We start from the raw sequence: 16,589 nt of genomic DNA, 5'->3' as shown, positions 1-16,589 counted from the left end.
GCCTGAACTCTCCGCCGTGACGTCCGCCCCCGTCGTGCCCCACCCCCGCACCCGTGCCGCCGGCCCGGTCGCCGGCCGGCCGCGCCGCCGGCCCGACGACCCCCTGCTGATCGGCCGCGAGCGCGAACTCGAAGCGCTGGAAGGGTTGTTGCAGCAGGGTTCGGCGAACGGGACGTTCGTGCTGATCCAGGGCGAGTTCGGCACCGGCCGGACCGCACTGCTCCGGGCGGCGCTCGGACGCGCCCGCCGCGACGGCGGCACCGTCCTGTCGGCCTGGGCGGACCCCTCCGAGCAGGGGGTGGAGCTCGGCGTCGCCCGCCAGCTCTTCGAACCGGCGCTCGCCGCCGGCGAGGCCGACGCCGCGCCCGCCGAATCTGCGGCGCGCGCCGCCGAACTCCTCTGGCCGACGGGGCCGGCGGCCCCGTCCACACCCGCCGGCGACCCGACCGCCGCGACGCTGACCGGGCTGTACCGGCTGACCGCGGACCTCGCCGCCCGCGGCCGCCTCGTCATCGGCATCGACGACCTGCAGTGGGCCGACCGGGCCTCCCTGCTCTGGCTCCAGCGCCTGCTCCGCAGGGCCGACGAACTGCCGGTGATCGTGGTCGCCACCGTCGGCCCCGCACCCGCGACTGCCGACCCGGACGTCCTCGGCCGGCTGGCCCCGCTCTTCCGGCACCGGGTCGTGCTGACCGCCCTCGACGACGAGTCCGTCGCCGCCGCCACCGAGGCGCTCCTCGGCGAGCCCGGCGACGACCGCTTCCACGAGGCCGTCCGGACCACGACGGGAGGCAACCCGTTCCTGCTGCACACCCTGCTGCGCACGATCAAGGCGGCCGGGCACGCGCCCGACACGGAGACCGCGGCCCGGATCACCCGGTTCGTCCCGGCCGACGCCGGCCGGGCGCTCCACGTGCTCGTCACGACGGCGGGCCCGCACACCCGGGACGTCGCCCGGGCGGTCGCCGTGCTCGGGGGCACCCCGGCCCTCGACGTGGTCGCCGCCGCGACCGGCCTTCCGGAGCCCGCGGTCCTGGACGCCGTCCACGCGCTGCAACGGACCGGCCTGATGCACCGGGCCGGGCACAGCGCCGCCTTCGCCTGCCCGATGATCGGCATCGCCCTCGCCGACGACGTCCTGCCCAGCATCCGCCAGGACGTCCACGTCCGCGCCGCCGAGCTGATGCTCGCCCAGGGCGCGCCCGCGGAGCAGACCGCCGTCCACGCCATCCACGCGTCGCTGGGCCTGCCCTGGGTGCCCGAGGTGCTGGAGCGCGCCGCCGCGGCGGCGCTGCGCACGGGCGCCCCCGACCGCGCGGCCGAGCTGCTGCGCCGGGCGCTGCGCGAGCCGCTGGAGGACGAGCTGCGCGCCACGCTGGTGATCCGGCTGGGGGAGGCGGGCCTCGCCTTCGACGTCCCGGAGGCGGTCCGCAACCTCTGGCTGGGGCTGGACCTCTCCCGCGACCCCGTCGAACGGGCCGCCACGGCGCGCCGCCTGGCCGGCGCGCTGTTCGCCGTGGACCGCTACCCGGACGGCCTGGCCGTCCTCGAACGCACCGCCGCCTCACTGCGCGGGACCGACGCCGCACTCGCCCTACGACTGGAGATCGACCAGGTCTACGCCGGCCTGCACGAGGTCGAGTCGGCGCCAGGAGTGCTGCCCCGGCTCCTCGACCTGCGGATCGAGGACGCCGCCGGAACGTCCGCCGAGCGGCCGCTGGCGGCACTGCTGGGCCTGCGCGCGATCGTGCGCGGCGAGTCGCCGGCCGAGGCCGTGGCCCTGGTGCGGCAGGCGCTCACGCAGGGGATGAACCCGGCTGACGACGAGTCCTTCGTCTACTCCGGTGCCGTCCTCCTCCTCGGCGCCACCGGGGAGACCGAGCTGGCCCTCGACTACGCCGACGCGGCCGTGGAACAGGCCCGCACCCGCGGCTCCGCCTTCTCCCTCGCGCACAGCCGCATCATCCGGGCGTCCGTCTACGGCCAGCTCGGCCGGGTGCCGGACTGTCAGGGGGAGGCGGAGGCCGCCCTGGCGGCGCTCCGGGAGATCGGCGTCGACCCGCGGCACTGCCACAGCGTCCTGGCAGCCGCCACCCTCACCGACGCGCTCGTCCTGCAGGGCCGGCTCGCCGAGGCGCAGGCGGTCCTGGAGCGGGCCGCACTGACCGCCGACCTGAACGGACACTGGATCAACGACCACGTCCACCTGGTCCGAGGCCGGCTGCGGGCGGCCCAGGGCCGCCCGGCCGAGGCGCTCGCCGACTTCCGCGAGTGCGGCCGGCGGACCGGGGCCCGGGGCATGCGCTGCCCGTGGATCTACCCCTGGCGCTCCGAGGCCGCCCTGGCCCTGACGGCACTCGGCGAGCCCGGGCAGGCCCGGACCCTGGCGGCGGAGGAGCTGGAGCTCGCCCTGCGCTGGGGCGTGCCCGAGGCCGTCGGCGCCGCCCGGCGCGCGCTCGCCCTCGCCACCGGCGGGCCGGAGGGCCAGGAGCTGCTGCGCGAAGCCGTCCGGACGCTGGCCGGCACCCCGGGCCGGTCCCGGCACGCCCAGGCCCTGGTCGACCTCGGGGCCCAGCTGCGCCGTGCCGGGCGGGTGGCGGAGGCCCGGGGATGTCTCCAGGAGGCCGTGACCGTGGCCCACCGCTGCGGGGCGGTGCAGGTGGCCGACCGCGCGCTGGACGAACTACGCGCGGCCGGCGACCGCCCGCGCACCCGGACCTTCCACGGGCCGGCGGCCCTCACCCCGACCGAGCACCGGGTGGCCGGCCTGGCGGCCCGGGGCATGACCAACCGGGAGATCGCCCAGCACCTGTTCGTCGGTCTGCGCACGGTGGAGGTCCACCTGACGCACGTCTACGGCAAGCTCGGCATCGACGGCCGCCCCGGGCTGGCCGCGGCGCTCGCACCCTTGCAGACGCCTCAGGCCGCGTCAGACGCGCCGTAGCAGATCGAGCGCCGCGGTCTCGGTGTCCTGCCGGTGCAGCCGACGGCTGGCCGTCACGGCCTGCTCGGCCCGCGCCGCCGCCTCGGCCGGCCGGCCCGCCTCCAGGTGGCAGTTGGCGAGGTGCACCAGGGCCATCGGCTCGAAGACCAGGAAGCCGTGTGCGTCCGCCAGCGCCAGGCCCCGTTCGTGCAGCGAGATCGCGCGCTCGGTGTCGCCGAGGACGCGCGCCGCGCGTCCGGTCGAGTGCAGGGCGTAGACCTCGCCGAACGGATCGTCGAGGGCGCGGAACAGGGCCAGGCTCCGCTCGGCCGCGCGGACGGCCGTCCCGGCGTCGCCACGGGCCAGGTGCCACGGGACGCTGGTGGCCAGGGCGTTCGCCGTGGTCCAGGTGCTGCCGCACTCCTCGGCGAGGCGGACCGTCTCGGCGTGCAGGACGTGTGACACCTCGGTGCGCTGCCGGATGTGGGCGATCATGGCGCAGACGTTGAGGACCTCGGCCAGCACCGGCAGGTCCCGGCAGCTGCGGGCCTGCTCGGCGGCCCGGTCGGCGACCGGCTCCGCCTCGTCCAGCCGGCCCAGCTGCATGAGGCCGCCGCCGAGCATGTAGCCGGCCCTCCCCTCGGCCCGGGCGTCGCCCCGGTCGGCGGCCTGCCGCATCGTGCGGCGGCAGACGTCGATGAGCGCCCGCCAGCGGAACCCGGCCTCCAGGTGCGGGTCGAGGGCGAGCAGCAGGTCGGCGACGACCCGGTGCGCGCCGGCGATGCCGAGCGCCTGCTCGGCCAGGGCCAGCAGGTTCCCGCCCTCCTCGTCCAGCCAGCGGCGCGCGCCCGCGCGATCGGTCAGCGCCGACCCGGTCACCGGCACGGCGCCGATCGCGTCGGCGACGGCGTGGGAGGGGCGCACGGTGCGGTAGGCGTTGGCCGCGGTGGCCACCGCCTGATCGACCATCCGGAGGATCAGACCGGCGCGCTCCTGCGGGGAGTCGAGCTGCTCGGCCCGGGCCTGGGCGAACAGGCGCAGCAGGTCGTGGTACCGGTACCGGTCGGGGGCCGGGGACTCCAGGAGACCGGCGTGGACGAGGCCCTCCAGGACGTCCAGGGCGGCGTGTTCGGTCAGTTCCAGGGCCGCCGCGGCGGCCGGCAGGGACAGGTCGGCGGTCTGCGGGACGGCCAGCAGCCGGAAGGCGTGCGCGGCGCCCGGCGTCAGCTGGTCGTAGCTGAGCTGGAAGCAGGCCTCGACGGCGAGGTCGTGCAGGCTGAGCTCCGCCAGCCGCTGCCGTCGGTCGGCCAGCCGGGCGCCGATGGCGGCGAGCGACCAGTCCGGGCGCAGGGCGCTGCGGGCGGCGACGATCCGGATGGCCAGCGGGAGGTGGCAGCAGGCCGCGAGCAGTTCGCGGGCGGCGTCGGGCTCCTCGGCGACCCGCCTGCGGCCGGCGATCCGGGCGAGCAGTTCGAGCGACTCGTCGGGCTCCAGGACGTCCAGGTCCACGTGCCGGGTGGGGGCCAGGCCGAGCAGGCTCGAACGGCTGGTGACGAGGACGGTGCTGTGCTCGGAGCCGGGCAGCAGCGGACGCAGCTGGTCGAGGTCGCGGGCGTCGTCCAGCACGACCAGGACGCGGCGCTCGGCGAGCAACGACCGGAACAGTCCGGACCGCTCGTCCAGTTGGTCGGGGACGGCGCTCTCGGGCACGCCCAGCGACCGCAGGAAGTGGACCAGGACCGCACCGGGCTCCATCGGGTCGGGGCGGCCGCCGCGCAGGTTGACGTAGAGCTGCCCGTCGGGGAATCGGGCGCGGACCCTCCGGGCGAGGTGGACGGCGAGCGCGGTCTTGCCGACGCCGCCCATGCCGGCGACGGCGATGATGGTGGGGGCGAAGGCAGGCGGCCTCTCCACCAGTCCCATCAGGGACTGCACCAGCTCCCGGCGGCCGGTGAACTCCGATGCATCCGAGGGAAGTTGCTCGGGCCGCGGGCGACTCTCCCGCGGCCCCGCGGCCGCCGGAGAGGGATGCGGGGGAGGCGCGGTCGGCGCGGCGAGTCCGGGGTCGCCCTGCCGGATCCGCTCGTGCAGTTCGCGCAACGGGAGGGTCGGCTCGACGCCCAGCCCGGTGTCCAGGGCACGGCGGGTTGCGGCGAACGTCGTGAGTGCCTCGGCCGGTCGGCCGCTGCGGTACAACGCTGTCATCAGCAGTGCCGCCAGGCCCTCGTGAAGCGGGAACTCCTCCACCAGGGAGGTGAGTTCGTTCACCTGCTCGGCGTGGCGGCCGAGCTCCAGGTCGAGTTCGAGGCGCTCGTGCAGGACGGCGAGGCGGAGTTGGGCGAGCCGTTCCCGTTGCCGTTCGGCGTGGCCCCCGGGAACGCCCGCCAGCGGCGTACCCGTCGGCAGCTCCAGCGCCCGGCGCAGCCGCGCGGACGCCCCGGCGGGATCGCCCCCGGCCCGGAGCCGGGCGGCATCCCGGGCCAACTGCTGGAAGACCGCGAGATCCGTCCCGTCGGGCGCGAGCCGGAGGGCGTAACCGCCGCCCACCGAGACCAGCAGTTGCGGTGCGGTGCGGTCCTCCTCCAGCACGGAACGCAGCCCGGAGACGTGGTTGCGGATCGCGGCGACGGCGTGGTTCGGCAGGTCCTCGCCCCAAAGGCCGTCGATCAGCTCCTCGGTGGTGACCGCGCGGCCCTCGGCTCCCGCGAGCATGGCCAGCACGGCACGCCGCTGGGCCGGGCCGAGCGGGAGCTCTGCGTCGCCGCGCCAGGCCCGTACCGGTCCGAGCAGGGATATCCGAATGCCGGTCACGTCTCTTCCACCTGTTCGTTCGTGTGTCGTTCCGCCCCCCGTGACGCCGGGACTCCGCGGCGGCGCCCACCGCGGTGCGACGGCCCGGAGCGGGACGAACGGGGCGAGACGGGCCAACCTACCCGGTCCCGGCCCGGAGACCGTTCCCCGGTGGCGGGCGGCGTGCCCGACAGGCGTGGGACAATCCCACCGGAGCCGCCGGAATCGGGCGGATCCGGGCGCGCGGCGATGACACACCACAACGGTGTGGCGCCGATCGGTCGGACGCCGCCGGACAGGGGCCGGGCGGAGCCGGTGCCGTCGGGGTGGTGTCGTGGAGGGAGAGGGCGCGGGGATGACGGGGCTGCGGATCTCCGTGCTGGGGCCGGTGCGGGTCCGGTACGGCGGCCGGGAGGTCGCGGCCGGGTCCGGCCAGCGCCAGGCGGTGCTGGCGGCGCTGGCGCTGCGCGCCGGGTATGTCGTGACGGCCGACGCCCTGGCCCGCCTCGTCTGGGGGGAGAGCGCGCCGGCCTCCGTCGGCGCGGTGGTGCGCAATCACGTCTCCAGGCTGCGGGCCGCCGTCGGTGCCGCCGGGGGCGACGCGGCGACGGTCCTGGTGTCCAGGGGCGGAGGGTACGCCCTGGACCTCGCGGACGACGGTCTGGACGCCGCCGAGTTCGACCGACTGGCGGACGCGGCCCGGAGCCACCGGGAACGCGGCGAGGCGGCGCAGGCGGCCCGGCGGTACCGCGAGGCTCTGGCGCTGTGGACGGGCACCGCGCTCTCCGGCGTGCCGGGCCCCGACGCCGAACAGCAGCGCGAGCGGCTCGCCGAGCGGCGGCTGACCGTTCTCGAGGACTGCCTGGGGCTCGAACTCGACCTCGGTGAGCACGCGCGACTGATCGAGGAGCTGACCGCGCTGGCCGCGGAGCACCCGCTGCGCGAGGGCCTGCGAGCGCTTCTGATGACCGCCCTCTACCGCGCCGGTCGACAGGCGGAGGCGCTGGAGGTGTTCGCGGACGCCCGCCGGACGCTGGCGGAGGAGACCGGCGTCGGGCCCGGCCCGGAGCTGCGGGGGCTGCAGCAGCGGATCCTCTGCGCCGATCCCGGACTCGCGCCGCCCGTGCCCGCCGCACCGGCCGTGAGCGCTTCCGTCGGCCCGTCCGCGTCCGCGGCGGCGGTCCCGGCGCAACTGCCGCCCGATGTCGGCGACTTCACCGGTCGCACGGCCGAGGTCGAACTGATCGCCGACGCCCTGACGGCCGACGCCGGGCGGTCGGGCGCGGCCGTCGTGGCGGTCTCGGGTGCGATCGGGGTCGGCAAGAGCACCCTGGCGGTCCGCGTCGCCCGGACCGTGCGGAGCACGTTCGCCGACGGCCAGCTCTACGCCGACCTGAACGGTACCGGGGACGAACCGGCCGGCCCCGGCGCCGTCCTGGCCGGCTTCCTCCGGGCGCTCGGCGAACCGGCCGAGGGGATCCCGGAGGGGACGGCGGAACGTGCGGAGCGCTACCGGGCCCTGCTGGCCGGCCGGCGCGTCCTGGTCGTGCTCGACGGTGCCCGGGACGAGGAGCAACTGTGCCACCTCCTGCCCGGCGGGTCGGCCGCGGCGGTGCTCGTCACGGCCCGCTCGGGCCTGGCCGGGCTCGCCCCGTCGCTCGCCGTGCGGCTCGGCCGCCTGGCGCCGGCGGAATCGGTGGAGTTCCTGTCCGCCGTGGCCGGTCCGGCCCGCATCGCCGCCGAGCCGGCGGCGGCCGTCGCCATCGCGGCGGCCTGCGGGCAGCTCCCGCTCGCCCTGCGGGTCGCGGCCACCAAGCTCGCGGCCAGGCCCGCGTGGAGCGTCGCCGCCCTCGCCGACCGGCTGCGGGACCAGCACCGCCGTCTCGGCGAACTGCGGGTCGGCGGGTTCGCCGTCGAGACCGAGCTCCGCCGCAGCCGGCTGCTGCTGCCGTCCGACCTCTCCGCCGCCCTCCCGCGCCTCGCCGCCCTCCCGGTCTGCTCGGCACCGGAGGCCGCCGCCGCAATGGGAGTGCCGGAGTCCGCGGCCGGCGTGATCCTCGAACGGCTCACCGCCGCGGGGATGCTCGACGCCCCGGTCCGGGGCCGGTACGCCTTCCACGACCTGGTCCGGCTGTTCGCCCTGCAGTCGCGGGAGCCGGACCCGTCGCAGCGGGTCTGACCGTTGGACCGTGCCGTTACTGCTCCGGTCGAGCGGACTGGGCGACTCTTCCGGGACACGGCTTGCCGGAATCGCTGAGCACGGATCAGGGGGCACGGGCGCCGGGCCCCCGATCCCCCCACCTCGCCGCGCCGAACCGGCGGCCCCGGCGTTCCGGCCCGTCCGTCGGAAGGGGACTCGCCGGGCGACCCGCGGTTGCGAAGGTGACGGTCAGGGGGTGCGGCGGCCGGGGGTGCACGGTGACGGCTCCGGCTGCAGCCTGGTGGGCGCCGGGACGGGGCGGACGCGGGCGGTCGGGGCGTCGGCCGCGGCGCGGGCCGGGTCGAGCCCGGTGGCCGGCGGGGGAGGCGTGGTCGGCAGCTCGCTGTGGCGGTGCAGCGCGGTGCTGACCTGCCGGGGCAGCCAGTCGTCGGAGAAGCGGAGCTCGCCGCCGGTGGCGGGGTGGCTGCGGGCCGCCTCGATCAGCCAGCCGGTGTCCGGGCGGTCCGCGGGGGCCTTGGCCAGGCAGCGCAGTGCCAGGTCGTGCAGCCCGAGCGGAAGGCGGGAGAGATCGGGCTCCTCGTGCACGGCCCGGTAGAGCGAGGCGGACTCGGGGCCGTCGCCGAAGGGCGCCGCGCCGGAACCGACGAGGGCGATCAGGGCCCCGAGGGCGAAGACGTCGGTCGCGGGGGTGGCGGGCCGGCCGAGGGCCTGCTCCGGGGCCATGAAGCCCGGCGAGCCGATGCGCAGGCCGGTGCCGGTGAGCGGGCTGGCGTCGGCGGCGCGGGCGATCCCGAAGTCGATGACGCGCGGGCCGTCGGCGGCGACGAGGACGTTGCCGGGCTTCAGGTCGCGGTGGACGACGCCGGCGGAGTGGACCGCCTGCAAGGCCTCCGCGATGCCGGCGAGGAGCAGCAGGACGGTCCGCTCGGGCAGCGGACCGTGCTGGGCGACGACCTGGTGGAGGGAGGGGCCGGGCACGTAGGCGGTGGCGAGCCAGGGGGTGGCGGCGTCGGTGCCGGCGTCGACGACCTGGGCGGTGTAGAGGCCGTGGATGCGCCGGGCGCTGGCGACCTCCTGCGCGAAGCGGTGCCGGAACTCCGGGTCCTCCGCGAGCTCGGGCCGGACCGCCTTGAGCGCGACCGGCCGCCCGCCGGGGGTGTAGGCGAGGTAGACGCGGCCCATGCCGCCCGCGTCGAGCCGCGCGCAGAGGCGGTAGCCGCCGATCTCGCGGGGGTCGTCCGGGGACAGCGACTGGAAGGCCGAGGAGGCGGGGGCGCCGATGGGCTCTACGGTCATGGTGGCTCTCCCAGCGGGTCGAACGGTCGGGACGGAGGGTGGTGCGGCGGGCCGGGTGGGACAGGGCGAGGTCGCGCCCGCGTGGGGTGCACCGGCGTCCGGAGTCGCACCGGACCATAGCCTCGACTGGAGTTTCAGTCAGGGGCGGCCCCGGAGGGGTCGGCCGGGGAGGCCGGCCGGGTAAGGTGATCGCTTGTGGCTGACCGTCGAACCTTGATCATGGAAGCGGCCGCGCGGGTGATCGCCCGGCGCGGCGTCCGCGGGCTGCGCGTGGAGGAGCTGGCCGCGGAGGCCGGCGTGTCCACCGCGCTGATCTACTACCACTTCAAGGACCGCGCGGGGATCCTCCGCTCGACGCTGGAGTTCATCAACGACCGGGCCGAGCGCTACACGACGGAGCGCGAGCCGGACGCGCCGCCGCTGGACGCCCGGGGCGAGCTGGAGCAGACGCTGCTGCTGGAGTTCCAGGACACCCCCGAGGTGCGGGAGAACAGCACGGCCTGGGGGGAGCTGCGGGCGAGTGCGGTCTTCGACCCCGATCTGCGGGAGGACCTGGCCCGCGCCACCCTCGTCTGGGTGCAGGAGGTGGCCGAGCTGCTCGGCCGGGTGCGGCCGATGAACGGGGCCGCCGCCCTCGCCGCCTCCGCGGAGCGGCTGACCGCGCTGCTGGAGGGGCTGAGCGTCCGCTGGCTCAGTGGCAGCCTGCCGCTGGAGCACGCCCGGGAGCTGATGGCGGGCGCGATCGAGGGCGAACTGGAGCGTCTGCGCGGCTGAGGGCCGCTTGCGGGTGGCTTGTGCCGGTTCCCCCGGCGCGTACGGATCCCGGCCCCGCGCCAGACGGCCCGGGGCCGGGATCCGTACGCGCCGGGGGCGGCGGTCCCGGGCCCGTGTGTGTTCGGGAAGGCGTGGACCTGTGATCCGAGGTTTGACTGAAGATTCAGTCAGTGTCACAGTGGGGCACGCGGAGCCGCCGGTTCATCCGGTGAGCCATACTCGATTCTGGAGATCCGTATGAGCGACACCCACGGTGGCAGCCGTTCCCTGTTCGGCCGCCTCTTCGGAGCCCCGCCGCCGCGTGCGGCGGAGCGCGGGCAGTGGCGCGACCCGGAGCACGGCCTGCCGCAGTGGTGGGTGGACCGCGACGACGTCCCGCACGCCCGTACCTGGATGTCCTGGCCCTCCCGCAGGTCCGTCTGGGGCGGGCAGCTGGCAGGCGTCCAGCAGGACATCGCCCTGATCGCCCGGACCGTCGCCCGCTTCGAGCCGGTGGTCATGTGCGCACCGGACGACTACGGCGTCCGGGAGGCCCGCTCGCTGTGCGGGCCGGGCGTCACCGTGACCGCCGACGTCCCCACCGACGACCTGTGGATGCGGGACACCGCCCCGGTCTTCCGCCGGGACGGCGACGGTCGGCTCGACGCGGTCGGCCTCAACTTCAACGGCTGGGGCGGCAAGCAGACCCACCGCGACGACGCCGAGGCGGCGCGCGGCATCGCCGGGGTGCTCGGACTCCCCTTCTCCTGCGCGGACTTCGTCGGTGAGGGCGGGTCGGTCGAGACGGACGGCGACGGCACCCTGATGGCCACCGAGAGCAGCCTGGTCAACAGGAACCGCAACCGGGGGATGAGCCGGGACGAGATCGAGAAGGCCGTCCTCGACGTGTACGGCGCGGACCGGATGATCTGGGTGCCCGGCATCAGGGGCAAGGACATCACCGACGACCACATCGACGTCACCTCGCGCTTCGTCCGGCCCGGCGTCGTCATGGTGCAGCTGCCCCCGGCGGACCGCCGTGACGTCTGGGCCCGCGACGCCCGTGAGCAGTTCGACATCCTCTCCCGCGCCACCGACGCCAGGGGTCGCCGGCTCCGGGTGATCCGGGTGGACGGCCCGGACACGGTCCGCTCGCGCGATCCGAAGTTCGTCGACTCGTACCTCAACTTCCACGTCGTCAACGGCGGCGTGATCACAGCCCAGTTCGGCGACCCGGCCAAGGACGAGGCCGCCCGCCGCGTCCTCGCCGAGGCCTTCCCCGGACGCGAGGTCGTCCAGCTCGACGCCGACCGCCTGATGGCCGGGGGCGGCGGCATCCACTGCTCCACGATGCAGGAACCGCTGCCGTGAGGCCGGTCCCCGGCGGCACCGTCGCTCCCGGCCCGCCGTCCGCCCCGTGACCACGCCGGGGTGGCGCACCTCCACCCACGCACGTCCCGTACGCCTTCCCTCGTTCAGCCGGAGAGTTCCGTGACCAACCCCTCCTCGCCGTTCCCCGCCACCCCGGCCACCCCGTCCCGTCGCACGATGTTGCGTGCCGTGGGCGGCGCCGGCCTGCTGGCGCTGGGCGCCACCGCCTGCTCCGACCTGGACGGGCCCGCCGAGCCCGAGCCGGGCGCGCCGGGCACGCCCGACGCGCCGGGCACGGCCGCGCCGCCGTCGAAGCCCGGAGGGGAGGGGGCGACCCCCGGGCGCAGGTTCGGCGCCGAGTGGGAGGGTCACGCCCGGACCTTCATGTCCTGGCCGGCGTCCACCGGCATCTGGGCCGATCAACTCCCCGACGTCCGCGGCGACATCGCACGGCTGGCCCGCGCCGTCGGTGCCTACGAGCCGGTCGTGATGTTCGCCCGGCCCGCCCAGGTGGACGCGGCGCAGAACGCCTGCGGAAAGGGCGTCGAGGTGGTCCCGTTGCCCGTCGACGACCTGTGGGCGCGTGACACCGTGCCCGTGTTCGTCGAGGACGGCGGCACGCTCAAGGGCGTCGACTTCAACTTCAACGGCTGGGGCAACAAGCAGAAGGAGCACGGCAACGACTCGGCGCTGGCCGCCGCGGTGCTCGTGAAGTACGGGGTCGAGCGGGTCCGCACGCCGGTGGTCGCGGAGGGCGGCTCCTTCGAGACGGACGGGCAGGGGACACTGCTGGTGACCGAGAGCTCGGTGGTCAACCAGCGCCGCAACCCCGGCAGGAGCCGGGACGAGATCGAGGCCGAGCTGAAGAAGGCGCTCGGCGTCACCAAGGTGATCTGGTTCGCCGGCGTCCGGGACCAGGACATCACCGACGCGCACGTGGACTGCCTGGTCCGCTTCGCGGCCCCCGGTGTCGTCCTGCTCGACCAGCCCTTCCCCGGGGCGCCCGCCGACGTTTGGTCGCGCTCGGCCGCCCAGGCCCGCGAGGTCCTGAAGAGCGCCACCGACGCCCACGGGAAGCCGCTGCAGGTGATCGACCTGCCGCAGCCGGACCCGGACCGGATCACCGGCCGCGGCGACGCCTTCGTCTCCTCGTACGTCAACTTCTACGTCGCCAACAAGTCGCTGTTCCTGCCGCGATTCGGCGACGCCAAGGCCGACGACCGGGCCCAGCAGATCCTGCGGGACCACTTCCCCGGTCGCGACATCGTCCCGGTGAAGATCGACAACATCGCCTCCGGCGGCGGTGGGATCCACTGCTCCACCCACGACCAGCCCGGCAAGCCGGAATCCTGACCCTCCTCGGGGCGGGACACGTGCACGTCCGCGCCGGACCGTCTCGCCGGACGGCGAACCGGTGCCGGACGGCGAACCGGTGCACTCCGGATCCGCCGACTCCGTCGGCCGCAACCGCCGCCGGCTCCTGCAGAGGCCCCCGACCGGGTGCGGGGCCCGCCCCCGAGCCGTACCACGGCTCGGGGGCTTCGGCGTGCCCGGTCCACCCGACGCCGGATGTGCCGTTGCGGGACGGGTCGGCGCGCCCGCCGGGTGCACAGCCGAAAGCCGCCGTGGGCGACACGGGGTGTCGCCCACGGCGGCTTCGGTCCGGCCGGTGCCGGGCTTCCGTGGCCGTCAGGCGGGGGGATCGGTCCGGCGGGTCCGGTCGGCTCCGGCCGGTGCCACCGCTGCGGCGGGCGGAGCCGGGGTCCCGGCGGGTGGTGCCGGGGGCGCCGCCGAGCGGGGGTGCGCGGGGGCGGTGTCGGCGGCCGCCGGCGGCGCCTCGCCCTCGCGCATGGCGGCCGTCTCGGCCTTGAGGATGCGCAGGGACTTCCCGAGGCCGCGCGCCATGTCGGGCAGCTTCTTCGAGCCGAAGAGCAGGACGACCACGGCCACCACGACCAGCAGGTGCCAGGGTTCCAGACCATTGCGGAGCATCGCGTCTCACCGGGCCTTTCGGAGCAGGGGGTGGGCTCGGTCGAGCGGGACCACTCTCGCATCGGCTGAAATATCAGTCAATGCTCGATCGATGGCTCGCTCGCTCGGCGGCGATCGCCTCACCGAGCAGTGTGCGGGCGTGGTCGAGCGGGAGGGACCCGCTAAGCCACCGGACGCTGAGGCCCTCCAGGAGGGCGGTCAGGCGCTCGGCGGAGGCGGCGTGGGCGGGGGCGGTGCCGGCCGGGTGGGCGCGGCCGAGTAGCTCGGCGATCTCGTGCACCCAGGTGTGGGTGGCCCTGGCCAGGTCCTCGCGCAGGCTGGACTCGAAGACCGCGCTTGCTCTCAACTCGCCCCAGGCGGTGCTGTTCTCGCGCACCTCGGCGGTGTCCTGGAGCTCCAGCAGGAGGGTCCGCTCCAGCTCCCCGCCGGGGTCGTCCGCCGCTCCGGTGCGGGCGGGCTCGGCGGTGTAGCGGTCTGCCCGCTCGCCGATGAACTCCAGCGTCTCGCGGAGGATCCCGGCGCGGTCGGTGAAGTGGTAGTAGATCAGCGAGGTCGACACTCCGGCCTCGGCCGCCAGCTCCCCAACCCGCAGTCCGCGGACGCCGCGTCGTGCGATGACGCGGGTGGCGGCTCTGACTATCTCTGTTCGACGGTCTGACACGGTCGTTCACTGTACTCGCCCGTAGGCGGCTCGGGCTCCATCAGCTGACCACATCTTCAGGACCTGTTGCGCTGAGCGCGGCCCCCAGGGCTCCTGCGAGGCGGATGGGCGGGGAATCGGTGCGTTCGCGCACGGGACGGGCTTCAGCAGGCTGGCCGGGCGGCGGGTTGAGACAGCTGCGAGCGAAATATTGACTGAACTTTCAGTCCGGTCCAGGATGGCGGTTACCCCACACCTCCCGATCCCTCCAGGGAGCTTCATGAACACCCCCGACTCCTCCCGGCGCAGCCTGCTCAAGTTCGGTGCCGCCGCCCTGCCGCTGGCCGCGCTCGGCGCGGTCCTCCCGGTGAGCGCCCGCGCTGCCGAGTCGTCGGCCGCGTCGCCGGCCGGGCCGGCCCTGCGGATGCCGGCCGAGACCGATCGCCACACCCGGACCTTCATGGCCTGGCCCGCGCTGTTCTCGGTCTGGCAGAACCAGCTGTCCGCCGTACGCCTGGACATCGCCAGCCTGGCCTACGAGATCTCGCGCTTCGAGCCGGTCGTCGTCCTCGCCCGCCCCGGGCAGGCCGCCGACGCGCGCTACTACTGCGGGTCCGGCGCCTACCACGTCATCGACGTCCTGGAGATCGCCAACGACGACCTGTGGATCCGCGACTTCGGGCCCACCTTCGTCGTCGGCCCGGGCGTGATCGCCGGTGTCGACACCAACTTCAACGGGTGGGGGAAGACCGGCACGGCCTACTACCAGCCGTTCGCCAACGACGCCGCGGCGGCCGGCACCCTCCTCGCGGAGTACGGCGTCGGCCGGGTCCGCGCCCCGTTCGTCGGCGAGGGCGGCTCGCTGGAGACCGACGGGGACGGCACCCTGCTGGCCACCGTCAGCTCGCTGGTCAACCCCAACCGCAACCCCGGCATGTCCCAGGACCAGGTGGAGCGGGCGCTCAAGTCGTCGCTGGGCATCGACAAGGTCATCTGGGTCCCGGGGCTTGCGGGCCAGGACATCACCGACTGCCACATCGACTGCCTCGCCCGGTTCGCCGCCCCCGGCCGGGTCCTCCTGGACCAGCCCGGTCCCGGTGCCGACGCCAAGTGGGTGGCGGTCTACAACGAGGCGAAGCGGGTCCTGCAGAACGCCACCGACGCCCGGGGCCGGCGGCTGGAGATCACCGAGCTGCCCGGTCCGGACCGCACCCTGATCCGCGGCCGCGGCAACGAGTTCCTCTCGAGCTACGGCAACTACTACACCGTCAACGGCGCCGTCATCGCCCCGCAGTTCGGTGACGGCTACGCGGACGGCGTCGCCTACGCGATCCTCCAGGCGAAGTACCCGGACCGGCGGATCGTCCAGGTCGGCATCGACAGCATCGCGAGCGGCGGCGGTGGCGTCCACTGCGCCACGCAGTCGCAGCCGGCCGTGCCGGGCGCCGTCTGACCCTCCCGGCTCCTCCCGCCCGGGCCTGGTGTGCGCCCGGGCGGGAGGCCCCACCGACGGACCCCTCCCACCGACCCGGGCCCCACCGGCCGAACCGCCCCACCGACCGAACCTCCCAGCAGAGAAGAGTCCCACCGTGAGTACCCGTGGTTACCGCATGCCCGCCGAGTGGACCGAGCACGAGTGCTGCCTGATGGCCTGGCCGACCAGGGCCGACCTGTGGGGCGGCACCCTCGACGAGGCCCGGCGCGAGTACGCCGAGGTCGCCCGGGCGATCGCCGCGTTCGAACCGGTGACGATGGTCGCCTGCCCCGGTCAGGGCGACGAGGCCCGCGCCCTGTGCGGGGAGGGCGTCGAGGTGGTGGAACTCCCCGTCGACGACTCGTGGTTCCGCGACTCCGGCCCGATCTTCGTGCTCGACGAGGACGGCCGGCGCGCCGGCGTGGACTTCCGTTTCAACGCGTGGGGCGGCAAGCACCACCCGTTCGACACCGACGACCGGATCGCCGGCGTCCTGCTGGAGCGCCTCGGCGTCGAGCGGATCGACTCCCGGATGATCCTGGAGGGCGGCGCCGTCACGGTCGACGGCGAGGGGACGCTGATCACCACCGAGCAGTGCCTGCTGCACCCCAACCGCAACCCGGGCATGACCAAGGCCGAGATCGAGGCCGAACTGATCGAGAAGCTCGGTGTCACCACGGTGATCTGGCTCCCGTACGGGGGGCTGTTGGACACCGAGACGGACGGTCACGTCGACGGTGTCTGCGCCTTCGTGGCGCCGGGCAAGGTCGTCGTCCAGCTGCCGAGCGACCCCGGTCACCCGGACTACTACCGGATGATCGAGAACCGGGCCGTGCTGGAGGCCGCCGTCGACGCCAGGGGCCGGAAGCTGGAGATCATCGACCTGCCGCAGAGCGCCTTCGTCCAGGTCGACGGCAAGGAGACCGAGGTCGGCTACCTCAACTTCTACATCGCCAACGGCGGCGTGGTCGTCCCGATCGCCGGCGTTCCGGAGGCGGACCAGGGGGCGCTGGCCGTGATCGCGGCCGCGCTGCCCGGCCGCAAGGTCGTCGGCGTGCGCTCCCGGGTGATCGCCTACGGCGGCGGCGGTGTCCACTGCATCACCCAGCAGGTGCCCGCGGCGTGCCGCACCGCGTGACGCCCGCCCTTCCGGTCATGCGCGCCTCCCTGCCGACGCCCGCCTCCCCCT

The 16,589-nt window shown here is 75.3% G+C and carries 11 protein-coding genes; 7 read left to right on the top strand and 4 right to left on the bottom strand.

Annotated elements, in window-relative coordinates:
* Positions 1-16 precede the first annotated feature (16 nt).
* Complete coding sequence (locus ACF9IK_RS04905; protein WP_395293000.1) at positions 17-2,944, top strand: helix-turn-helix transcriptional regulator; 2,928 nt, start codon at positions 17-19, stop codon at positions 2,942-2,944.
* On the opposite strand, the gene ACF9IK_RS04900 is transcribed toward ACF9IK_RS04905, so the two are convergent.
* Positions 2,930-5,734: an AfsR/SARP family transcriptional regulator gene (locus ACF9IK_RS04900; RefSeq protein WP_395292999.1), complete on the bottom strand. Its 2,805-nt coding sequence runs from the start codon at positions 5,732-5,734 to the stop codon at positions 2,930-2,932. The genes ACF9IK_RS04905 and ACF9IK_RS04900 overlap by 15 nt on opposite strands.
* 334 nt (positions 5,735-6,068) lie before the next feature.
* Here ACF9IK_RS04900 and ACF9IK_RS04895 point away from each other — a divergent pair, with 334 nt between their 5' ends.
* Complete coding sequence (locus ACF9IK_RS04895; protein ID WP_395292998.1) at positions 6,069-7,892, top strand: AfsR/SARP family transcriptional regulator; 1,824 nt, start codon at positions 6,069-6,071, stop codon at positions 7,890-7,892.
* A 210-nt stretch (positions 7,893-8,102) separates the two neighbouring features.
* Here ACF9IK_RS04895 and ACF9IK_RS04890 read toward each other — a convergent pair whose 3' ends face one another.
* Positions 8,103-9,170: a serine/threonine-protein kinase gene (locus ACF9IK_RS04890; RefSeq protein WP_395292997.1), complete on the bottom strand. Its 1,068-nt coding sequence runs from the start codon at positions 9,168-9,170 to the stop codon at positions 8,103-8,105.
* Between the two features lie 219 nt (positions 9,171-9,389).
* Between ACF9IK_RS04890 and ACF9IK_RS04885 the strand changes: the two genes are divergently transcribed.
* From ACF9IK_RS04885 to ACF9IK_RS04875, 3 genes are all read left to right on the top strand, one after another.
* Entirely contained in the window at positions 9,390-9,944 is a 555-nt protein-coding gene (locus ACF9IK_RS04885; RefSeq protein WP_395298470.1) for a TetR/AcrR family transcriptional regulator, read from the top strand.
* Between the two features lie 237 nt (positions 9,945-10,181).
* Entirely contained in the window at positions 10,182-11,294 is a 1,113-nt protein-coding gene (locus tag ACF9IK_RS04880) for an agmatine deiminase family protein (protein ID WP_395292996.1), read from the top strand.
* A 177-nt stretch (positions 11,295-11,471) separates the two neighbouring features.
* Positions 11,472-12,647: an agmatine deiminase family protein gene (locus tag ACF9IK_RS04875; RefSeq protein WP_395298469.1), complete on the top strand. Its 1,176-nt coding sequence runs from the start codon at positions 11,472-11,474 to the stop codon at positions 12,645-12,647.
* A 336-nt stretch (positions 12,648-12,983) separates the two neighbouring features.
* Here ACF9IK_RS04875 and tatA read toward each other — a convergent pair whose 3' ends face one another.
* Both tatA and ACF9IK_RS04865 read right to left on the bottom strand, forming a co-directional pair.
* Positions 12,984-13,286 (bottom strand): Sec-independent protein translocase subunit TatA, encoded by a 303-nt coding sequence (gene tatA / locus ACF9IK_RS04870; protein WP_395292995.1) that lies wholly within the window; start codon positions 13,284-13,286, stop codon positions 12,984-12,986.
* Positions 13,287-13,359: 73 nt separating this feature from the next.
* Positions 13,360-13,947, bottom strand: coding sequence for a TetR/AcrR family transcriptional regulator (locus tag ACF9IK_RS04865; RefSeq protein WP_313766947.1), 588 nt, complete (start codon positions 13,945-13,947; stop codon positions 13,360-13,362).
* Between the two features lie 259 nt (positions 13,948-14,206).
* Between ACF9IK_RS04865 and ACF9IK_RS04860 the strand changes: the two genes are divergently transcribed.
* Together ACF9IK_RS04860 and ACF9IK_RS04855 are read left to right on the top strand one after the other, a co-directional pair.
* Positions 14,207-15,379, top strand: coding sequence for an agmatine deiminase family protein (locus ACF9IK_RS04860; RefSeq protein ID WP_395292994.1), 1,173 nt, complete (start codon positions 14,207-14,209; stop codon positions 15,377-15,379).
* 136 nt (positions 15,380-15,515) lie between these two features.
* The gene (locus tag ACF9IK_RS04855) at positions 15,516-16,538 is read left to right on the top strand and encodes an agmatine deiminase family protein (RefSeq protein WP_395292993.1); all 1,023 of its coding nucleotides are present in this window, start codon (positions 15,516-15,518) and stop codon (positions 16,536-16,538) included.
* Positions 16,539-16,589 lie beyond the last annotated feature (51 nt).

This window comes from Kitasatospora hibisci (assembly GCF_043950205.1).
In the GTDB taxonomy this organism is placed as follows: domain Bacteria; phylum Actinomycetota; class Actinomycetes; order Streptomycetales; family Streptomycetaceae; genus Kitasatospora; species Kitasatospora hibisci.
The sequence above is the reverse complement of the archived record's forward strand: the minus strand, read 5'-3'. Positions and strand labels throughout refer to the sequence as shown.